Annotated in this window: 19 protein-coding genes; 8 read left to right on the forward strand and 11 right to left on the reverse strand. The window is 70.4% G+C overall.

Translation table 11 applies throughout. The annotated features are described in order from the left end of the window. Nucleotides 1-190: 190 nt before the first annotated feature. From ACIOEW_RS02705 to ACIOEW_RS02715, 3 genes are all read left to right on the forward strand, one after another. Nucleotides 191-2,260 carry an alkaline phosphatase family protein gene (locus tag ACIOEW_RS02705; RefSeq protein ID WP_401960687.1) on the forward strand — a complete coding sequence of 690 codons (2,070 nt, stop codon included), beginning with the start codon at nucleotides 191-193 and terminating at the stop codon, nucleotides 2,258-2,260. Between the two features lie 180 nt (nucleotides 2,261-2,440). Next, a complete protein-coding gene (locus ACIOEW_RS02710) occupies nucleotides 2,441-3,445 on the forward strand; it encodes a winged helix-turn-helix domain-containing protein (RefSeq protein ID WP_401960690.1) in 1,005 nt (334 codons plus the stop codon). 163 nt (nucleotides 3,446-3,608) lie between these two features. Next, nucleotides 3,609-4,286 carry a C39 family peptidase gene (locus ACIOEW_RS02715; protein ID WP_401960692.1) on the forward strand — a complete coding sequence of 226 codons (678 nt, stop codon included), beginning with the start codon at nucleotides 3,609-3,611 and terminating at the stop codon, nucleotides 4,284-4,286. Nucleotides 4,287-4,367: 81 nt separating this feature from the next. Here the strand turns inward: ACIOEW_RS02715 and ACIOEW_RS02720 are convergent, their stop codons facing one another. Further along, entirely contained in the window at nucleotides 4,368-4,631 is a 264-nt protein-coding gene (locus tag ACIOEW_RS02720; RefSeq protein ID WP_401960693.1) for a DUF397 domain-containing protein, read from the reverse strand. Further along, nucleotides 4,519-5,439, reverse strand: coding sequence for a helix-turn-helix domain-containing protein (locus ACIOEW_RS02725; RefSeq protein WP_401960696.1), 921 nt, complete (start codon nucleotides 5,437-5,439; stop codon nucleotides 4,519-4,521). The genes ACIOEW_RS02720 and ACIOEW_RS02725 overlap by 113 nt, the downstream gene beginning before the upstream one ends. A gap of 83 nt (nucleotides 5,440-5,522) precedes the next feature. Here ACIOEW_RS02725 and ACIOEW_RS02730 point away from each other — a divergent pair, with 83 nt between their 5' ends. After that, entirely contained in the window at nucleotides 5,523-5,987 is a 465-nt protein-coding gene (locus ACIOEW_RS02730; RefSeq protein WP_401960698.1) for an ATP-binding protein, read from the forward strand. On the opposite strand, the gene ACIOEW_RS02735 is transcribed toward ACIOEW_RS02730, so the two are convergent. The 3 genes from ACIOEW_RS02735 to ACIOEW_RS02745 all read right to left on the reverse strand — a co-directional run bounded on the left by ACIOEW_RS02735 (nucleotide 5,953) and on the right by ACIOEW_RS02745 (nucleotide 8,683). Then, a complete protein-coding gene (locus tag ACIOEW_RS02735) occupies nucleotides 5,953-6,768 on the reverse strand; it encodes a serine hydrolase domain-containing protein (RefSeq protein ID WP_401960701.1) in 816 nt (271 codons plus the stop codon). The two genes, ACIOEW_RS02730 and ACIOEW_RS02735, sit on opposite strands and share 35 nt — an antisense overlap. Nucleotides 6,769-6,851: 83 nt before the next feature. Beyond that, nucleotides 6,852-8,126: an MFS transporter gene (locus ACIOEW_RS02740; RefSeq protein ID WP_401961518.1), complete on the reverse strand. Its 1,275-nt coding sequence runs from the start codon at nucleotides 8,124-8,126 to the stop codon at nucleotides 6,852-6,854. A gap of 17 nt (nucleotides 8,127-8,143) precedes the next feature. After that, a complete protein-coding gene (locus ACIOEW_RS02745) occupies nucleotides 8,144-8,683 on the reverse strand; it encodes a helix-turn-helix domain-containing protein (protein WP_401960704.1) in 540 nt (179 codons plus the stop codon). A 105-nt stretch (nucleotides 8,684-8,788) separates the two neighbouring features. Here ACIOEW_RS02745 and ACIOEW_RS02750 point away from each other — a divergent pair, with 105 nt between their 5' ends. Further along, on the forward strand, nucleotides 8,789-9,268 hold the full coding sequence (locus ACIOEW_RS02750; protein WP_401960707.1) for a MerR family transcriptional regulator: 480 nt from the start codon (nucleotides 8,789-8,791) through the stop codon (nucleotides 9,266-9,268). Then, nucleotides 9,268-10,284, forward strand: a complete 1,017-nt coding sequence (locus ACIOEW_RS02755; RefSeq protein WP_401960709.1) for an aldo/keto reductase — start codon at nucleotides 9,268-9,270, stop codon at nucleotides 10,282-10,284. Before ACIOEW_RS02750 ends, ACIOEW_RS02755 begins: the two co-directional genes overlap by 1 nt. 48 nt (nucleotides 10,285-10,332) lie before the next feature. Here the strand turns inward: ACIOEW_RS02755 and ACIOEW_RS02760 are convergent, their stop codons facing one another. The 5 genes from ACIOEW_RS02760 to ACIOEW_RS02780 all read right to left on the reverse strand — a co-directional run bounded on the left by ACIOEW_RS02760 (nucleotide 10,333) and on the right by ACIOEW_RS02780 (nucleotide 16,278). Beyond that, on the reverse strand, nucleotides 10,333-11,541 hold the full coding sequence (locus ACIOEW_RS02760) for a hypothetical protein (RefSeq protein WP_401960711.1): 1,209 nt from the start codon (nucleotides 11,539-11,541) through the stop codon (nucleotides 10,333-10,335). Between the two features lie 219 nt (nucleotides 11,542-11,760). Further along, nucleotides 11,761-12,969 carry an acyltransferase gene (locus tag ACIOEW_RS02765; protein ID WP_401960713.1) on the reverse strand — a complete coding sequence of 403 codons (1,209 nt, stop codon included), beginning with the start codon at nucleotides 12,967-12,969 and terminating at the stop codon, nucleotides 11,761-11,763. Beyond that, nucleotides 12,966-14,039: an alpha/beta hydrolase gene (locus tag ACIOEW_RS02770; RefSeq protein WP_401960715.1), complete on the reverse strand. Its 1,074-nt coding sequence runs from the start codon at nucleotides 14,037-14,039 to the stop codon at nucleotides 12,966-12,968. The genes ACIOEW_RS02765 and ACIOEW_RS02770 overlap by 4 nt, the downstream gene beginning before the upstream one ends. Nucleotides 14,040-14,206: 167 nt before the next feature. Beyond that, nucleotides 14,207-14,890: a response regulator gene (locus ACIOEW_RS02775; RefSeq protein ID WP_401960717.1), complete on the reverse strand. Its 684-nt coding sequence runs from the start codon at nucleotides 14,888-14,890 to the stop codon at nucleotides 14,207-14,209. Continuing rightward, entirely contained in the window at nucleotides 14,887-16,278 is a 1,392-nt protein-coding gene (locus tag ACIOEW_RS02780; RefSeq protein ID WP_401960719.1) for a sensor histidine kinase, read from the reverse strand. The genes ACIOEW_RS02775 and ACIOEW_RS02780 overlap by 4 nt, the downstream gene beginning before the upstream one ends. A gap of 341 nt (nucleotides 16,279-16,619) precedes the next feature. Between ACIOEW_RS02780 and ACIOEW_RS02785 the strand changes: the two genes are divergently transcribed. Both ACIOEW_RS02785 and ACIOEW_RS02790 read left to right on the forward strand, forming a co-directional pair. Then, the gene (locus ACIOEW_RS02785; RefSeq protein WP_401960721.1) at nucleotides 16,620-17,111 is read left to right on the forward strand and encodes an RICIN domain-containing protein; all 492 of its coding nucleotides are present in this window, start codon (nucleotides 16,620-16,622) and stop codon (nucleotides 17,109-17,111) included. A gap of 52 nt (nucleotides 17,112-17,163) precedes the next feature. Beyond that, nucleotides 17,164-18,045, forward strand: a complete 882-nt coding sequence (locus ACIOEW_RS02790) for an IS5 family transposase (RefSeq protein WP_401960724.1) — start codon at nucleotides 17,164-17,166, stop codon at nucleotides 18,043-18,045. A gap of 15 nt (nucleotides 18,046-18,060) precedes the next feature. On the opposite strand, the gene ACIOEW_RS02795 is transcribed toward ACIOEW_RS02790, so the two are convergent. After that, nucleotides 18,061-19,026 (reverse strand): DUF4429 domain-containing protein, encoded by a 966-nt coding sequence (locus ACIOEW_RS02795; RefSeq protein ID WP_401960727.1) that lies wholly within the window; start codon nucleotides 19,024-19,026, stop codon nucleotides 18,061-18,063. Nucleotides 19,027-19,066 lie beyond the last annotated feature (40 nt).

A 19,066-nucleotide genomic window follows, 5' to 3' on the forward strand; every position in this document is an offset into this window, starting at 1 on the left:
CAGGCCAACCGGGCGCGAGTTTCGGCTATCACCGTGAACCATCTCGACCCGGCGTCGAACCCCGTGGAAATCTGCCGGTGCCTCAGGAATACGTCCTTGGTTCGCCCGCCGTTCGCCCCGGCGGCCTAGTTTTCGCAGGCACGCGCCGACGCTCTCCCCCCTGAACCACTCTCCCCCAGAGGTCCCCCTGATGACTCACAGCATCACCGAATCCCCGCGTCCCGACATCGAGAGCACCGTGAGCCCCGCCAACGAATTCCGCATCACCCGGCGCCGGATGCTCCGGACCGCCGCCGTCACCCTCGGTGCCCTGGCCGCCGGCCCGGTCGCCGAGGCGGCCGGCGGGGCGCAGGCCAGTGCCGCCGAGTACCACCTGCCCAAGGGCTTCAACGGCGACATATCCGATCTGAAGCACGTGGTGATCCTCATGCAGGAGAACCGGTCCTTCGACCACTACCTCGGTCAGCTGCCCGGTGTACGCGGGCACGACGACAAGCAGGTCCTGAAGTTCCAGGACGGCACCGACGTCTTCCAGCAGCGCGACGCCACCGGCGCCATCGTGACGCCCGCCGTGTCGACCGCGACCTGGAGCGACAACCACAACTTCTACGGTGCCAACGACGGGCGGTGGAACACCTGGGTGAAGGACAAGGGCGACCACTGCATGTGGTACTACACACCCGACTACATGCCGTGGATGTACTCGCTCGCCTCCCAGTACACCGTCTGCGACATGAACTTCTGCTCGCTGCACGGGCCGACCATCCCGAACCGCTACTACCTGATGACCGGTTCAGCGGGCGGCGAGGTCACCAACGCCAAGCAGAACGACTACAGCCGCAGCTGGACCACCGTCCCCGAGCAGCTCCAGCAGGCCGGCATCGACTGGCGGGTCTACTCAGACAACAGCGGCAACGGCGTCCGGGGCAGCCTCCAGGGCGGCTACGTCGGCGAGTACGGCTGCAACGTCACGAACAGCTTCGCCTCCTTCGACCCCCGCACGGCTGACGCGGCCGACCTCGAACCCGGCACCGGCAAGATCTGGAAGGCCAACTCCTTCGTCTACGAAGGCGCCACCACGCCCAACGACGACTCCGAGGCGAACCTCGACGCCGTGCTCCGCGACCTCATCGCGGCCTGCGAGCCGGGCGCCGAGCACCCGCTTCCCGAGGTCTCCTGGGTGGTGATGCCCGCCGCGTGGAGCGAGCACCCGGGCTTCGACACCGTCCACGGCGAGCGGTACATGAACAAGGTGCTCCAGACGCTCCAGAGCAACGAGGACATCTGGAACCACACCCTGGTGATCATCACCTACGACGAGAACGACGGAAAGTTCGACCACGTCCTGCCCCCGCGCCCGGAGGAGGGCACGCCCGGTGAGTTCTCCGGCACCACTCCGTACGGGTTCGGCCCCCGGGTGCCGATGCTGCTCGTCTCCCCGTGGACGCGAGGGGGCCATGTCGCGTCGGAGGTGTTCGACCACACCTCGACGGTGAAGTTCCTGGAGACCTGGGCCGGCCATCTGGGCAAGCCGTTCACCTGCCCGAACATCACCGACTGGCGGCGCTCCATCGCCGGCGACCTCACCAGCGCCATCGACTTCGCGCACCCGCGACCGGGCCCGGTCGTCATCGCCGACCCCGTCAACGGGACCCCGCCGGAGCTCCCGGAGGACAGGATGAAGCCTCGCGGCCTCTCCTTCCACCCGCACGCCACCTTCACCGAGAACCGCTCCGCGGGCACGGTGACCGCGTCCATGACGCTGGCCGGAGGCCCGGAGGGCAAGGCGGTGAGCCTCCAGGTCTTCCCCGACCAGTACCTCGCCTTCGCCAACACGCCGTACACAGTGACCGAGGCGGCCCCTCGTTCGTACACCTGGGATGCGACGAAGACCGACGGCAAGTACGCCTTCTCCGTGTACGGGCCCGACGGATTCCTGCGCTCCTTCGCCGGACAGGTGATTCCCGAGAGCGAGAGCAGGAGCAAGAAGCACATCGGTATTCCGCGCGTCGAGGCGGAGCTGGTCAGGGGCAGGCGCGCCGAGGTCAGGCTGAGGCTGCACAACGACGGCAAGCATCCCGTCCGTTACACCCTGACGGCCAACGACTACGTCGGCGGCACCCGGAAGTTCATCGTCCCCGGCGGCCACTCCACCGTCGTGCACTGGCCCACCGAGCACGGGTACTACGACGTGGTGCTCACCGCCAACACCGGGACCGGCTGGACCCAGCGGTACGCCGGGCGGGTGTCGACGGTCTGAGGAGGGCGGGACGGGGAAAGGGAGTGGCAGCGGTCGCAGCGGTCCCTGACAGCTGATCTGTGAGCGCGTTCACCCCCGTTGGCGGGAACCGGGAGCGGCGAGACCTACCTCTGTGACTTCGGGGCATATCACGCCATTTGTCGCAGAGCCCCCGGTGCGTTCACGGAATCGGGGGATGTCGTGCTGCGTTTTCATTTCACGGATGCCGACCTGGCGAAGGTCCGGGTCGCGTCGGGTCCGGATCCGATCTGGGAGACGGTTCTCGGGGTACAACTGCTGTCGAGGCACGGCCCGCGCTCCTTCGGGGAGTGGCGGCGGCGAGCCCGTGCGGAGCTCCGGCGCCGCGGCGCCGGCGGCCCGGCCCGCCTGGTCAGCGCCGTGGCGCCACCGGCGAGGTACTTCCCGGACTTCCTGACTCCTGGCGAGAGTTGCCAGAGCCTCTCGGCAGGGCTGGAAGCGCTGCGGGCCACGCCGGTGGCCCAGCTGCGCAGGGAAATGGCGCTGGCGGCGAGCGCGAGGCGTACGCCTGCCTGGTTCGCCGGCCTCGCCGCCGGCGAACGGGGCCGTCTCGATGAACTCGCCGAGTCGATCCGGTCCGTCCACGACACCGTCATCCGGCCCGACTGGACGGGCGCGACCGCGACCGTCGAGGCGGACCGGATGCTGCGGGCGCGGGCCGTGCGCGACGGAGGCATCGCCGGTCTGCTGGAGTCTCTGCGGCCCATGCTGGACTGGCGGCCTCCGACGCTGTACGTGCACTATCCGGAGGGCCGTGACGTTCACCTCGAAGGCCGGGGTCTGTGCCTGATCCCGTCCTTCTTCTGCCACGGCCGCCCGGTCGCTCTCGGTGATCCGACGCTGCCGCAGGTGCTCGTCTACCCCATCGCGCGCACGGAAGGATCCGCATCGGAGCCGGTCGGGGCGGTCCGGCGGCGCAAGCAACTGGCGGGACTCCTCGGACGCACCCGCGCCGCGGTGCTGGCGGCGCTCCAGGACTCCGCGACGACAAGCGAGTTGTCGCGGATGCTGCACATCTCGGCCGCCTCGGCGAGCGAGCACGCACGCGCGCTGCGGGAGGCGGGGCTCGTCCACGACAACCGTGCGGGAGCGTGTGTCATTCACAGCCTCACCCCACTCGGAACAGCCTTGCTGCACGGCGATCCGCAGCGCTCGGACCCCGTCTGAGCCGCAGGATTCGGCCCTGCCCGAAAGCCGTCGTCGTGTGGCACGAACCGCCCCGATGCTGAGGGGGTGGCAACGGGGGATCCCCGGCGTCACATCTGGCAACACAGGCTCGCCGCACCGCTGTTCAGGTCAGTGGTGTGGCACGGGGGAAGGAATTCCACTCATGAACACGACAGTCACGGAGAACCGGGCGGGCGCTTCGTACCGCCGGACACGGCTTGCGGCCGCCACGGTGGCCGCGTTCGCCGTCACCGGCGTCCTCCTCACCGCCGGCACCGCCGCGGCGCAGTACCCGGGGAGCGGGGGCAGCGCGTACCCGGCCAAGAAGACTCTGTCGGCGTACAAGTTCCAGACGCAGTCGACGTACTACTACTGCGGTCCGGCCGCCACCCGTCTCGCACTGACCCAGCGTGGCAAGACCGTGAGCCAGAAGACCCTGGCGAAGGACCTGAAGGTAGAGCAGAACGGCAAGCAGACCGACAGCATCAGCCTGGTGACCAAGGTCCTCAACAAGCGCCTGAAGACCTCCTGGTACGAGAACAAGTGGATCGGGGGCAACACCGCCTCGTCGGCCGAGGTAAAGCGCCTGAAGGCGGACATCAAGTACGACATCCACCGGGGTCGCGCCATCGTGGCCAACGTCTACGGCACGGCGACCGACACAGCCGGCAGGAAGCACTCGTACAACCAGGGTCACTACCTCACCGTGGTCGGCCACTCCAAGAAGGGCGACCGCGCCGTCATTGAGGACATCGCGATGAAGTCCTCCAGCCGTCACCGCTACTCGATGACCACGAAGAGGCTGGCCACGTGGATCGCGTCGCGGGGCTACTCCGCGTAGGGGCGCAGCCGGTCAACGGGGGAAACGGGCGGGGCTCGGGGCGGCCACAGGTCGTCCCGAGCCCCTTCGGCGTACGGGGTCTCAGAGCCCGGCCACGAAGTCCTGCCAGGCGTCGGCCCCGATGACGACGACGGGCCCGGAGGGGTTCTTGCTGTCGCGGACGGGGACGGAGGCGGCGCAGCCGTCGGCCACCTCGACGCACTCGCCGCCGGTGTTTCCGCTGTACGTCGACTTACGCCATGCGGCGCCGCCGGTCACGGTGCACTCGACGCACTCGCCGCCGTTCGTTCCGCTGTACGACGACTTGCGCCAGCGCACTTCTGCCAGCCCATGACCGGTCCCCATAGCGTTCCTCCATCACATGAGCGATCAGCATCGCCGAGTCCTCGGGGGAGAGGGCTGTGGCTTGAAGCCGAGCGTAGCCGACCGAACGCTCTTTGATCACGGACGGGTTGGCGGTCATATGGCCCTGGTCGTAGCTGTCCACGTAGAAGAGATCCGGGTCATCGTCGAACCTCAGCAGAGTGAACGAGCCCATCAACCCCGCGTGCTGACCGACGGCGAATGGCAACACCTGGATCTGCACCCAGGGGGCATGCAGGAAGCCCAACAAGTGCGTCAGTTGGCTTCGCATCACCTTGCGCCCACCGACCTCCTGAAGCAATGCCGCCTCACTCAGGACGACGCACAGAGCGGGCGGATTCTCACGCTTCAGGATCCGCTGCCGGTCAAGCCTCGCGGCGGCCATCTCGTCGACCTTGTTCGGGTAGTCGACCATGAGTAGCGCCCGCGCATACTCCTCCGTCTGCAACAGTCCGTAGACCAACTGTGCCTGGTAGGTGGAAATGTACGAAGCCTTCGCTTCCATGTCGGCAAAGGGCTGGAACCAGGTCGGCAGCTGGCTGCGCAGGACCAGGCCCATCAGCCGGGAGAACGTCCCGTCTGTCCCGAGGGCGGCGTCCACCCGTTCGGAGAAGTCGCGGGTGGGCAGCTTCCGCGTCGTCTCGATCTGGCCGACCAGCGAGCCCGTGCAGAAGATGATCTCGCCCAACTGGGCCTGGTTCAGGCCGGCGGCCTCCCGCAGGCGGCGTAATTCCCAGCCGTAGTAGTCCAGTGGGGAGGCGCTGGGGTCGAGCGACTGGACGTTGGCCACGGCGGGACCTCCGGTGTGCAACGCCTCGCGGCGTTCGTTTCCGTACGTAGCCGAGGGTAGTCACCTGCTCGCACGATGGTGACATGAATCACGTAATCGCCCCCCGGACGGGGCCGTCCGAAGAGCCCGTCTACCGCGCCGACTTCGCCATGGGGGAGCACTCGGCCCGGCACCTGCGGCGCATCCTGCGGCTCTACCTCAAGGGGTGGGGCCTGACAGCCGTGGCCGACGCGGCGGAGCTAGCGCTCACCGAGCTGATCGCCAACGTCGTCCGGCATGTCCCAGGCCGCCGCTGCCAGACCTTCATCTTCCGGCTCCCGGGCGGAGAGGGCGTCCGCGTGGAAGTGGCGGACGACTGCCCGCAGCTGCCCGTCGTGGGGGAGGGGGATGTGTTCGACGAGGGCGGGCGGGGGCTGGTTCTGGTGGATGCCGTCACGGACAAGTGGGGCGTGGAGGTGCGCCGTGACGGCGGCGGCAAGGCGGTGTGGTTCGAGTGCCTGGCCGCCGCGCCGGTTACGCGCTCAGCTCTGCCAGCACCGCGTCCGTGAACGGCGTCCAGACCTCGGCCGCCCACGGCCCGAAGGCCCGGTCGGTGAGCGCCACGCAGGCCGTGCCTGCCACCGGGTCGATCCACAGGAACGTGCCCGACTGCCCGAAGTGACCGAAGGTGGCGGGGGAGGAGTTCGCTCCGGTCCAGTGCGGCGACTTGTGGTCCCGGATCTCGAAGCCGAGACCCCAGTCGTTGGGGTTCTGGTGGCCGTAGCCCGGCAGGACGCCCTTCAGCCCGGGGTGGACGACGCTCTGCGCCTCCAGCACCGTGCGCGGGTCCAGGAGCCGGGGCGCCTGGACCTCCGCCGCGAACCGCACCAGGTCGTCGACGGTCGAGACGCCGTCGCGGGCGGGGGAACCGTCCAGCGTGGTCGCGGTCATCCCCAGGGGCTCCAGCACCGCCTGGCGCAGGTATTCCGGGAACGGGATGTCGGTGGCCTTCGCGATGTGGTCGCCGAGGACCTCGAAGCCCGCGTTGGAGTACAGGCGCCGGGTGCCGGGCGGGGCCGTGACCCGGTGCTCGTCGAACGCGAGACCGCTGGTGTGGGCGAGCAGGTGCCGGACCGTGGACCCCTCGGGACCGGCCGGTTCGTCGAGCTCGACCGCGCCCTCCTCGTACGCCACCAGCGCCGCGTAGGCGGCGAGCGGCTTGGTGACGGAGGCGAGCGGGAAGCGGTGCCCGGTCGGGCCGTGCCTGCCGAGGACGGTGCCGTCCGCTCGTACGACGGCGGCTGCCGCGGTGGGGACGGGCCAGTTGTCGATCATCGCCAGGCTCTGCATGGGTACGAGACTAATTGGTCGGCCCCTGAGGTTCCTCAGGCGCTTCGCCCTCGCAGGTTTTCCGGCAGCGGTCGCGGAAAGCGTCACGACAGGCGGGGTGCGCCCTCCCGGGCGGCATCCGCGGGTTCCGGCCGGTCCGCACCGGCGTCCGGGGCGGCACCACGCAGCGCTGCCTCGACCCGGCGGTTGGAGGTCATGGCCGCCGTGAGGGCGGTCATGGTGAGGAGGAGCCCGGAGGCGGCGTAGAGCGGGGTGCGCAGGTCGTACGTGGTGGCCAGCCAGCCGCCGAGGAAGGCGCCGAACGGGGCGGCGCACATGGCGAGCATACGGGAGGTGGAGGCGACCCGGCCCATCAGGTGGGCCGGGACGATCGACTGCCTGAGGGAGGGGCCGAGCACCATCGTGGCGCCCATGCCCGCCCCGCAGACGGCGAGCGCGAGCCCGGCCACGTACGGATTCGGGGCGGCGGCGAGCCCCAGGATGGCGAGCCCCTCGACCGCGGCCGTGCAGGTCAGCGCGGTGCCGGTGCCGAGGCGTCGGCCGAGGAAGGAGGCGATGCCCGCGCCGAGCAGGCCGCCCGCGGCCTCCGCCGTGAGAAGCAGGCCGAAGCCGAAGGTGTGGATGCCCAGACGGTCGTGCGCGAAGAGGGCGAGCACGGTCTCCACGGCGAGGAAGGCGACGTTCCCGACCGCCGGACGGAGAGCGAGCCCGAGCAGCAACTGATTCCGGAAGACGTACGACGCCCCGGCCCGCGCCTGTCGAAGCAGTGACTCGCGGGCCTCCGGCAGGGGCCGGGGCACGGCGGGCAGTGACCTTACGAGCAGCGCGGAGAGCGCGAACGACACCGCGTCGGCGAGCAGCGGAACCGCCCGCCCGAGTGCGAGCAGCGCACTGCCCGCGGGTGGCCCCGCGAAGCCGGACGCGGCGGTCTGGGTGCCGCGCAGACGGGAGTTGGCGCGCTCCAGGAGGGCGGGGGCGCGGCCGAGCAGATCCGGCAGATAGGCCGTGGCGGCCGTGTCGAAGAAGAGTCCGCCGAGGCCGAGCAGGAAGGCGACGGCCGCGAGCAGGGGAATGCTCAGCGCGTCGAGAGCGGCTGCCGCCGCCGGTATCGCGAGCAGCACCGCACGTGCCGCGTCCGCGACCCACATCGTGCGCCGGCGGTCCCAGCGGTCCACCAGCGCACCGCCGAGCACCCCGAAGAGCAGCCACGGCAGGGTCCCGGCAGCCGTGACGACGGCCAGGGCCATCGGATTTCGGGTCAGCGTCAGGGCGAGGAGCGGCAGCGCGGCATGCGTCACCCCGTCACCGAGCGAGGACACCGTCTGTGCGGTCCACAGCCGTCCGAAACCGGACGGCAACTTCTGGGCGTCCGGCGTCACTCGGAGCCTCCCTCGGCCTGATCGCGCGGAGCCGGGCGGAACAGCGCGAAGGCGAGTGACACGTCCGGCAGCGACGGATCGGACAGCTCCCGGTACTCGTCCGCCAGTGCCTGCAGCCGCGCTCCCAGTTCCCCGAACTGCTCCTCGGTGAGCCGCAGATGCGCCATCCGTACGTGACGCTCGCCATCCGCCGGTGCCGCCTCCAGGTCCGCCACCGCATGCCGCATCAGCGCGTCGGGCTGCCCGGCCCCGGTATCCGGGAGCTCGATCGTCCGGGCGGCCATCGCGTAGTACCGCTCGGTGACCCCCCGGACCTTCCGCGTCCGCACCACCTTCACCAGGCCGGCCCGTTCCAGCAGCCGCACGTGATAGCTGGAACTCCCTTTCGCGAGGCCCACCCGCCCGGCGATCTGTGTGATCGTCGCCGGCTCGAAGCGGAGCACGGCCATGATGCGGTGGCGCGTGAGATTGGAGACGGCGCGCAGCTGCTCGTCAGTGGTGACGTGAAACGTCTCGGGAAGATCATCGGAAGGCATGTGCCCAATGGTCAACGTTTCTTGACCATTGGGCAAGGGTGTTGTCGAAACTCGCTTCCGATTGCGCTTGCTTAGAGTGCACTCCAGGGTTCTAGCGTGGAGGGCATGACGGTGACGGAGACGGAGACGGAGACGGAGACCGGTTCGGCGGGAACGGATGCCTGCGCAGCGTCCGCCCGGCCCCATCCGCGTTCCGATGGCCAGGATCACTTCACCATCAGTGAGGTGGCCGCCTTCACCGGGCTGAGCGCCCACACGCTGCGCTGGTACGAGCGGATCGGGCTGATGTCGTACGTCGACCGGTCGCACACAGGACAGCGCCGCTTCACCAGACGCGACCTGGACTGGCTCGGCTTCGTCGGCAAGCTGCGGCTGACCGGGATGCCGGTCGCCGACATGGTCCGTTACGCGGAACTGCTGCGCGAGGGCGAGCACACCTCCCAGGAGCGTAAGGAATTGCTGGAGGCGACCCGCCGCGACGTGCGGAAGCGGATCGTGGAGCTCCAGGACACCCTCGCCGTCCTCGACTACAAGATCGAGTCCTACGCAGGCGCCCAGCGGGTGCCGGAAAGGCCCAGTGCCTGATGACTGACAACAAGATCGCCACCGTGGAGCTCGGCAGCGGTGGCCCGCAGATCGGCGTCCAGGGGCTCGGCTGCATGGGCATGAGCGAGTTCTACGGCGACACCGACGAGGCGGCGGCCCGCGAGACCCTGGAGACGGCCCTCTCCGCGGGCGTCACGCTGTTCGACACCGCCGACGTGTACGGCCTCGGCGCCAACGAGACGTTCATCGCGCCCTTCGTCGGCGCGCACCGGGACGAGATCACCCTCGCCACGAAGTTCGCCATCGAGCGGCGCGAGGACGACCCGCACTACCGGGGCGTGCGCAACGACCCCGCGTACATCCGGCAGGCGGTCGAGAGCAGCCTGCGCCGGCTGAACACCGACGTCATCGACCTCTACTACATGCACCGCCGCGACCCGTCCGTACCGCTGGCGGAGTCCGTCGGCGCGATGGCCGAGCTGGTGCGGCAGGGCAAGGTCAAGCAGCTCGGGCTGAGCGAGGTGACCGGTGCGGAGCTGCGCGAGGCGCACGCCGTGCACCCCATCGCCGCCCTCCAGTCCGAGTGGTCGCTCTTCAGCCGTGACGTCGAGCGCAGCGCGGTGCCCGCCGCGGTGGAGCTGGGCGTGACCTTCGTGCCGTACTCGCCGCTCGGCCGGGGGTTCCTGACCGGGGCGTTCGCGGACGCGGGCAAGGACCTGGCGAAGAACGACTTCCGGCAGTTCCAGCCGCGCTTCACCGGCGACAACGCGAGGACGAACGCCGCGCTGCTGGAGCCGGTCCACAAGATCGCCGCCGCGCACGGGGCGACCGCGGCCCAGGTGGCGCTCGCCTGGGTGCAGCAGCGGGCCCAGGTGCACGGGCTGGCCGTGGTGCCGATCCCCGGCACCCGCAAGAGCAGCCGGCTGCTGGAGAACGTCGGCGCGACCCGGCTCACGCTGTCAACCGAGGAGCTGGCGCTGCTGGAGCCGATCGCCGGCCAGGTGGCGGGGGACCGCTACCCGGACATGAGCTCGACGTCCGCCGCCCGCGAGTAGCGCGGTGCGCCCACCCGCCCGGTGCGGCGGGTGGGCGCGTGAGCGGGATCAGTCGGGCAGCCGCTCCAGGAGCCAGGTGCACAGGTCCTCGGTGATGGCGGTGTGTCCGGTCGTCGTGGACGAGCAGAGGAATTCGTCGACCTCGCTCTCCATCACGTCGAGTTTGTCGATGTTCGCGTACAGGTCATCCTGTTTCTCGACGTCACGGATCGCGACCGCGCTGACCGAGGGCACGAAGCACACGTTCTCGTACCGGAGGTCGGTCTTGCCACCGAGCTTCTTGATCGTGTCGGCGAGGATCTTGTACGTGTGCAGGGTTCCGCCCGGGGCCCCGTCCACCTCCGGGAAGCCGTTGGTGGTGACGGTCTGCTCGGCCTTGGGGAACCTGCGGTTCAGCTGGGCGGCCGTCACGTCGTTGCCCTGGGCCTGGGCGTAGAAGGTGGTGCCCGGGTAGATCCGGTCGATCCCCAGTGCGATGTCGCCGGGATTCACCTCCGGCAGGCCGACGCCGTCGCCACGACCGTTGGCCACCGCCAGCGTCCTCGGCCTGCGGGGCCAGCCGCCGACCTGCTCCAGTGCGGCCAGGAACTCCGTGCGCTCGGGGGCGACCCCGATCGTTTTGGTGTCCTTGTCGTAGTGCCGCCACAGCATCTGGCGCGCGGCCGGACTGTCCATCTGCTTCGCGAAGTCGTTCGCGAACGGGATGAAGTGCGAGAACGCCTGCACCCCGACCGGGATCGACGCCCCGCGGTGCGGACTGTCGTAGGAGAAGTACAACGCGGTCCGGTGGTCCGTCCCCTGCGTCTCGAGCCTGGCGAGCGCGTAGCGGGTGACGATGCCGCCCATGCTGAAACCGCCGACGGTCAGAGGGGCGTTGCCCACCTGTTCGGCGGCGGCCCGCGCGATGGCGGCCATGACCGCCTCCGCGTTGTCCAGGATCGACGCACTGCGCTCCTCGAAGCCGAGGAGGATGACGTCCCTGCCGCGTCGGCGCAGCTCGCTGACGAGCGCGAAGTCGCCGCCCTCCAGGCCCTGGTAGAGCGTGTCGAGCTCGCTCCGGCCGAGGTTGAAGCCGTCTGCCATGATCACGGGCCGGACGAGGCTGCCGTGGTTGCCTTCTCCGGGGAAGACCCAGGCGAAGCCGTTCGGCAGAGGCCATTCGTCGTGCTCGGGCACATCGACGGGCCCGGCGGGCTCGCCGGCCGGGTGACCGCTGAGGGTGAACGAACCGACGTCGGGCTCGGTCGTCTCGGGCATGCGCGTACTCCTCGGAGGAAGGGGGGTGGGACGACGCCATCATTGTGGGCGATTTGGGCGAACACCCCTCCTGAGCTGCGGGGTTCACCACATCTGATGGAGTACGCATGGCAGATGTTTGGAGTGTCCGCACTCAGGCAAGGCCCCGGCGTGCCTGTTCTCGTGCCTGTTCTCGTGCCTGTTCTCGCGCCAGTCCTCACGCAGTCCTCGCGCCTGTCCTCACGCCAGCCCCAGTGCGAAGACCGCGAACCCGGCCGCGAGCACCCCCGCCATCGCGCGGCGGGCATGCGCGGCCCGCGTCCCCGCCTTCCACGGCGCCTCGAACCGCCGGGCGTACCGCGCGATCAGCACCAGCAGCCCCGCGAAAACCGGCATCCAGGCCAGCCGGGCCAGGACCCAGCCGAGCGTGTCCGGACCGGTCGTCAGCCCGGGCACCGCGCCGGCGAACGACGCCGGTACCGCTGCCGCCAGCATCGCCGTCTGGTGCCAGCACAGGATCGTCATCGCCGACAGGTTGATCACGACGACCGGCGCCCACACCAGCGGCCTGCGCAGCAGTCGGCCGATCCGGCTCCGCAACAGGATCGCGGCACCGCTCTGCGCGGCGGCCAGCGCCAGGACCAGCAGCGACGGCGGATGCGAATTGGTACGGGCCTCGCCCGGCACCCCGACCATCGACGCCGGGTAGTGGAAGAGCAGCAGCAGGGCGGCGAACAGGACGCCTCCGCCGACGAGCAGGAACCGGGCGCCCCGCTTCCCGATCCGTCCCTCGCCCCAGGAGACGCCGAGCTGGTACGCGAAGAGCCAGCCAGGAACGATGTTCAGCATGCTCAGCCAGGAGGGCATCGCGTCACCGAGCGGCCCGTAGCGCAGCAGGTCGACGACGGCGACAGCGCCGAGCAGCGGGGCCGCGGCCCAGCCGCCGAGCCTCTTCGCCATCCGGATGCAGAACGGCGTCAGCGCGGTGACCACCGCGTACACACCGACGAACCAGAGCGGCTGGATCACCAGCGTCGACCCGGTCCGCAGCGTGTCGCCCGGCACACCGAGCGCGTGCAGCACGGGGATCAGCGCCGCCCAGACGGCCGTCACCCCGAGCACCGGCCTGCCCAGGCGGGCCATCCGGCCACGCAGCCAGGCTCCTGTCGTGGACTTCCTCCGGCGGTAGGAGAGCACCGAGGCGTACCCGCCGACGAGGAAGAAGACGCCCAGCATCTGGAGCACCCAGCTGAACGGGGCGAGCCCGCCGAAGGCCGAGAGCGGGCTGGCGTTGTGCAGGGCGCCGCCGTCGTCGAGCCGGAACCCGCCGAGCAGCCAGTGCCCGGTGGGTACGGCGAGCAGCGCCAGGGCGCGCAGACCGTCGAGGGCGCGGTCGCGACGGGCGGGGGTGCGGGAGTCGATACGGGAGGCGAGGGCGCGCAGGCTCATCGCGTGGCCCCTTCCGCTGCCGTCGCCCCGTACGTGCCGTCCGCGATCGCGGCGAAGGCGTGGAGGGACTCGGTGCCCGGGGCGAAGTAGCCGGTGTGCCCATGGGCGTCATGGGCCGGCACCCGGAGGGCGCCGAACTGCGCGGAGGTCGGGTCGGCTCCGTGGCCCAGCCCGGCGAACTCGACGTTCGGTACGTCGTCGATCCAGTCGTCGGGGTCCTTGGCGGCCCACACCCGGGCATCGGTGTGCAGGTCGTCGACGTTGTCGGCGCGCATCCCGGGCGAGCCGAGGACGACCAGGTCGGTGGCGTGCAGCCGGGACGCGGCGAGGCCGCAGACGACGGAGCCGTAGCTGTGGCAGAACACGGTGGGGGCGGGCACACCGGCGGCCGCGAGGCCGTCCGTGAACCGGGTCAGCCGGTCGGCGCCGGCCTCGGCGAGCGATCCGGTCGCGGCGTCCACTCCGACGCCGACGGGGGTGGTGTACCCGGCCCAGGCGATCACCGCACTGCCCGGACCGGTCTCCGCGTACAGCGACTTGGCCATGCCGGCCGGCGTTCCGTACACATCGTTCGTACGGTCGAAGGTGCCGGCGTCGATGTCCGAACCCGGCACCACGACGGACACCCGGTCCGCGGTGGTCAAGTCCCCGAACACCTCGGCGACCTGGCCCCGGCCGCGCGGGTCGAACGCGAGGATCCGGCGCTGCGGGTCCGCGGCGAGGCTTGCGTACCGGGGGTCGTGATCGGCCTTCAGCGCAAGGGTGTTGGCCCGGTAGCGCAGTTCGACGGGTACGCCGTCGAGGTTCCCCACGACGAGTGGATGCCGGGTGATCAGGGACTGGCGGTCCTTCTCGCTCAACCCCCGGAAGAACAGCGCCACTTCCGCAGGAGTGTCCCGCGCCGGATCGGGCAGCTCCCGCCCCAGTACGTGATCCGACCGCCAGGCAGCGGTGCCGGGCGGCGGCCCCGTCAGCGCCTGCTGGGCATTCCCCGACGCCCAGCCGGCGGTCCCTGTCACGATGGTGGTCGCCAGGGCGACCGCGACCAAGGTCCTCGCATAGCGGCGCATCCGACCCTCCCTCTCCGGCTGAACCGGCTCCCGCACGCCGTTCGGCGCGTCGGAGAGGAAGGTAGGAAGACGACGGGTGCGGGGGCGTCACACCGGGGGGCCAAGTGCGAGGTGATACCGGGGTAGGGGGTGTACGGGGGGCTGTCCCCACCGCTGGGCTGGGGCCCTCACCCCGCGCCCGGCACCACCAGCCCCGCCTCGTACGCGAAGATCACCGCCTGGGCGCGGTCGCGCAGGTCCAGCTTGGCCAGCACCCGCCCGATATGGGTCTTCACCGTCTGCTCCGCCAGCACCAGCCGCCCCGCGATCTCCTGGTTCGACAGCCCCCGCGCGATCAGCTCCAGTACCTCGGTCTCGCGCGGGGTCAGCCCGTTCAGCCGCAGCGCGGCCCCGCTGCGGGCGGCGCCGGACGGCCGCTGCCGGGCGAAGTCCGCGATCAGGCGCCGCGTCACGGACGGCGCCAGCAGCGCGTCGCCGGCCGCCACCACCCGGACCGCCGAGATCAGGTCCGCCGGCGGGGCGTCCTTCAGCAGGAAGCCGGACGCGCCGGCGCGCAGCGCCTCGTACACGTAGTCGTCCACGTCGAAGGTGGTGAGCATCAGCACCTTCGGCACGTGCACCACGCCCACGGGCGGGTTCAGCAGCTCGCGCGCCGCCGCCAGGCCGTCCATCTCGGGCATCCGCACATCCATCAGGACCACGTCCGGATGAGTGCGGCGGCTGACGTCGACGCCCTGCCGGCCGTCCGGCGCCTCACCGACCACGTCGATGTCGGCCTGCGCCGCCAGCAGCGCCGCGAATCCCGCCCGCACCATGGCCTGGTCGTCGACGATGATCACACGGATGGTCACGGGTCCTCCGGATTCGGGGGCGGGACAGAGGAGAAGGAAGGGGCTGAGGCAGGTGGCAGGGGGAGCCGCGCGGCCACCCGGAAGCCGCCGTCCGGCAGCGGCCCGGTGTCGAGCGTTCCGCCGGTCAACCGTACGCGTTCGCGCATGCCGACCAGCCCCTGTCCCGTCCCCGTCGTCTCCACGGGAGTGTGCGGAGCCAGCGACGAACCCGTGCGCTCCGGCGCGTCGTTGACGACCAGCACCGTCAGATGAGCGCCGTCGGAGCTGACCGACACCCTGGTCCGGGCACCCGGCGCGTGCCGGACCACATTGGCCAGGGCCTCCTGCACGATCCGGTACGCGGACAGGTCCACCGTCTGCGGGATGCCCTTCAGCCCGGCGGGCAGCGACAGCTCGGCCGGCAGCCCGGCCCGTACCGTCGCCTCGACCAGCTGCTGCACCCGGTCCAGCCCCGGCTGAGGCGCCCGCTCGCCCTCCGTACCCTCGCTGCGCAGCACCGTCAGGAGCCGCCGCATCTCCCCGAGGGACTCCCGCGCACTCGCGGCGATCGAGCCGAACTCCTCGCGCGTCTCGTCCGACAGCCCCTGCAGCCGGTACGGGGCGGAGTCGGCCTGGACCGTGATCACCGACATGTGGTGCGCGACCACGTCGTGGAGCTCGCGGGCGATCCTGGTCCGCTCCTCCAGCAGCGTCCGCTGCGCCCGCTCGGCCTCGCTGATGGTCTCCTGCTCGGCGAGCAGGCGCCGCGCGTCGCCCCGTTCCCGCACCGCCGCGCCGATCACCAGCACGACGGCGCCGAGGATGAAGAGCAGGAGCGAGTTGTCGGTGCTGCGGTGGGTGGAGACCAGATACAGGACGAGCCCCGCGGCGCCGGTCGCCAGCCAGACGCCGACCAGGGTCCGCCGACGCTCGCGCAGGCCCAGCGCCAGGAGCAGGAAGAGGTAGCCGACGAGACCGGGCGGTGTCCACGGCCAGGCGTTGTCCTGCCCGCCGTCCTGCCCGAGCAGCACGACCGCAGTCAGGATCTGGGCCGGGAAGATGATCCACCAGGCCTGCAGCGGGCGGTGCGCGAGCATCAGGAGCGGCGCGGCCTGTGCGACGCCGAGCGCTCCCGCGATGCCACCGCTCAGGCCGTACTGGTCGTTCAGGACGGTGATCGTGACCGGGACGAAGACGGCGACGAGAGCCAGGACGGCGGCGTACGGCAGCAGCCGCTGCCACTGCTTCGGCGCGTCGGCCAGGAGCGGTCTCGGGGGATGGGACGGATGGGACAGCGCATGGGCGATCTCGCGCAGACTGCGGAGGGCGGCGCTCAGCAGACCGTCCGCCGGTGGGTGCGGGGGAGCGGGCGGCGGCGATGGCGGCGGGGGCGGGGAGGAAGGGGGCATGGCCTGATCAGGGTAGGCAGCGAAGCCGCCTGCCCGCGTCATACCGGGGTTCCGGTCTGCCGCCGCGCCTCTCGTACCGGGGTATCACCCGCCGGTACGAAAGGGGGCGCCGCAGACCGCTGGGGCCTGTCCGGCGGATCTTGGTGATGGCGGAGTCTGCCCGTACGTCGTGGCGGTCAGCCCAGAGGAAGGCTCTTTCCAGCCACGAGTGGCTGATCGCTCTCACGGCATAGTCCATCTGGGGGTTCGCCTTGGCATTTGCTGGCTCCGGAATCAGTAGTTCCGCTATCCCTTGACCGTCAAGTCGTTTCCATCTTTGGAGCGTTATGAAGGTTTCCCGCTTGTCCGCGGCAGTTGCCCCCGTCGTGGCTGCCGGTCTGCTCGTCACCATGCAGGCCCCTGCCGCCTCCGCAGCGACGTTCACCGCGGAGCTGGTGGCTCGCCACAGCCAGAAGTGTGTGTCGGTCGCCGGCGCGAGCACCCAGAACAACGCCGACGCGGTCCAGTGGGACTGCGTGGATGCCCCGAACCAGCAGTGGAAGCTCGTGGCCACCAGCGCCGGCTACTACAACATCAGCGCCGTGAACAGCGGCAAGTGTCTGTCGATCGAAGGCGCGAGTGTCCAGGACAACGCCAAGGCGGTCCAGTGGGACTGCGTGAACGGCAGGAACCAGGAGTGGCGGCTCGTCCAGAAGGACAACGGCTACTTCTCCATCGAAGCCCGTCATAGCGGCAAGTGCCTGTCCGTGGCCGGCGTGAGCACCCAGAACAACGCCGCGCTCGTCCAGTGGGACTGCGTCGAGGGCAGCAACCAGCACTTCCGGCTCGGCTAGAAGCGAACGACTCATCATGTGACCCCTTGATCGGTCACTCGTTGGCCCGCGTATGGGTCGGGGGGATCTGACGAGTCGCGAGTGGTCGCTTCTGAGGGCTCATCTGCCGCCGGCGGGCGGTCGGGGTGGCCGGTGGAGTGATCACCGCATGGTGGTGAACGGGATGCTGTTCCGGGTCCGGACCGGGGTTCCGTGGCGTGATCTGCCGGAGCGTTACGGGTCCTGGAAGACCGTCTGTGAACGGCATCGCCGTTGGTCGGCGGACGGGGCCTGGGACCGGATCTTGCAGGCGGTCCAGGCCGACACCGATCTGGCCGGCCGCGTCGACTGGTCGATGGCCGGGGTTGACTCGACGTCCTGCCGGGCCCACCAGCACGCAGCTGGTGCCCGCAAGGCCCGGCCGCGGGTTCCGAGAAAAGGGACGACGCCCCGGCACCACCGTCCCGATGAGGGACTCGGACGGTCCGGGGGCGGATTGACCTGCAAGATCCACCTTGCTGGTGAGGGTGGCTGTCGCCCCTTGGCCTCTCTGGTCACGCCGGGCCAATGGGGCGACGCACCGCAGATGACCGAGGTCCTGGGCCGGATCCGGGTTCCCCGCCTGCTCGGCGGGCGGCCCCGGACCCGGCCCGGTCGCGTCAGCGGTGACAAGGCATACAGTTCTCGCCGCAACCGACGCTACCTACGAAGACGCCAGATCAAGCACACGATCCCGGAGCCGAAGAACCAGCGGGCCAACCGCCGGCGGAAGGGCAGCGCGGGCGGCAGGCCCTCGGGGTTCGACCAGGAGCACTATCGGCGTCGCAACGAAGTTGAGCGGACCGTCAACCGCCTCAAGAACTTCCGAGCAGTCGCAACCCGATACGAGAAACGGGCCTATGTCTTCCACGGCACGGTCACCGCAGCAACGGTCCGCCTATGGCTCCGACCATGATCCGCCGGACAGCGCCTAGAGCTCGGCGAGCAGCTGGGCCTTCTTCGCGCTGAACTCGTCGTCCGTCACCAGACCGGCCTGGTGCAGCTCCCCGAGATGGCGGATCCGCTCCGCGATGTCCGCCGGGTCCCGTCGTCCCGCGCCCACCATGGCGGCCGGGGTCGCGACGGGCGTGGTCTGCTTCCTGCGGACGGATTCCAGTACGGCCGCGGCGAAGGGCAGCGACTCGTGCACCGGGCCGTAGCCGAGGCCGAAGATCACCGCGGCCGGGTCCTGATCCACGCGGGTCGGATGCGCCGCCATCGGCTGTGCACTGGGGGCGGTGCTCGTCAGCAGGCCCGCGCCCGGGCCGGTGGCCGCCGGTCCGGCGCCCGTACCGGTGGCCGGGCCCACGGACTCCAGTCCGCGCGGCACCAGCCGCAGATAGCCCTCGAAGGCCTCGGGTGAACGCCACTCGACCCCGCTCAGCTCCGTGACCGGGAACGTCTGGTCGCCCGCTTTCCACTTCTCCGACGAGGCACCCGTCCAGAACCAGCGGAAGGAGATCCGGTCCCCGTCGAAGCTGGCTCTGCCGTCGTAAGCCTTGAAGTGCATCGGGGCCTCCGGCGCAGCGACCAGGAACCGGTCGGCGGGTTCGCCCGCCTCGGGTCCCAGCCGTGCGCGCAGCTCGTCCGCGTAGTACTCGGCGAGGGTCTCGCGTTCGGCGGGGAGCACCAGGCGGTACGGATCGCAGCCGTCCTTCAGCTGCCCGGCCGCCGCCTCCAGCAGCGGATCGGCACCGGGTCTCGGGACCGCGCGCAGCACCACCGTGCCCCGCTTGCCCGGAGTCAGCGTCACCGACGACAGCGCCGCATGCGGCACGCGGCGCTCACGAAGGCTCTGGAGGAGCCTCGGTGTACGGATACCCCGTTCGAAGCGGATGAGCACGGAGTCGGTGTCGAACTCCCAGGTGGCCTGAATTCCGGCCAGCACATCACCCATGTGCCTCATCGTATGCGGCACTTGCCCGCTCGTCCCCCTT

The organism is Streptomyces sp. NPDC087901 (assembly GCF_044742205.1).
Lineage (GTDB): Bacteria > Actinomycetota > Actinomycetes > Streptomycetales > Streptomycetaceae > Streptomyces.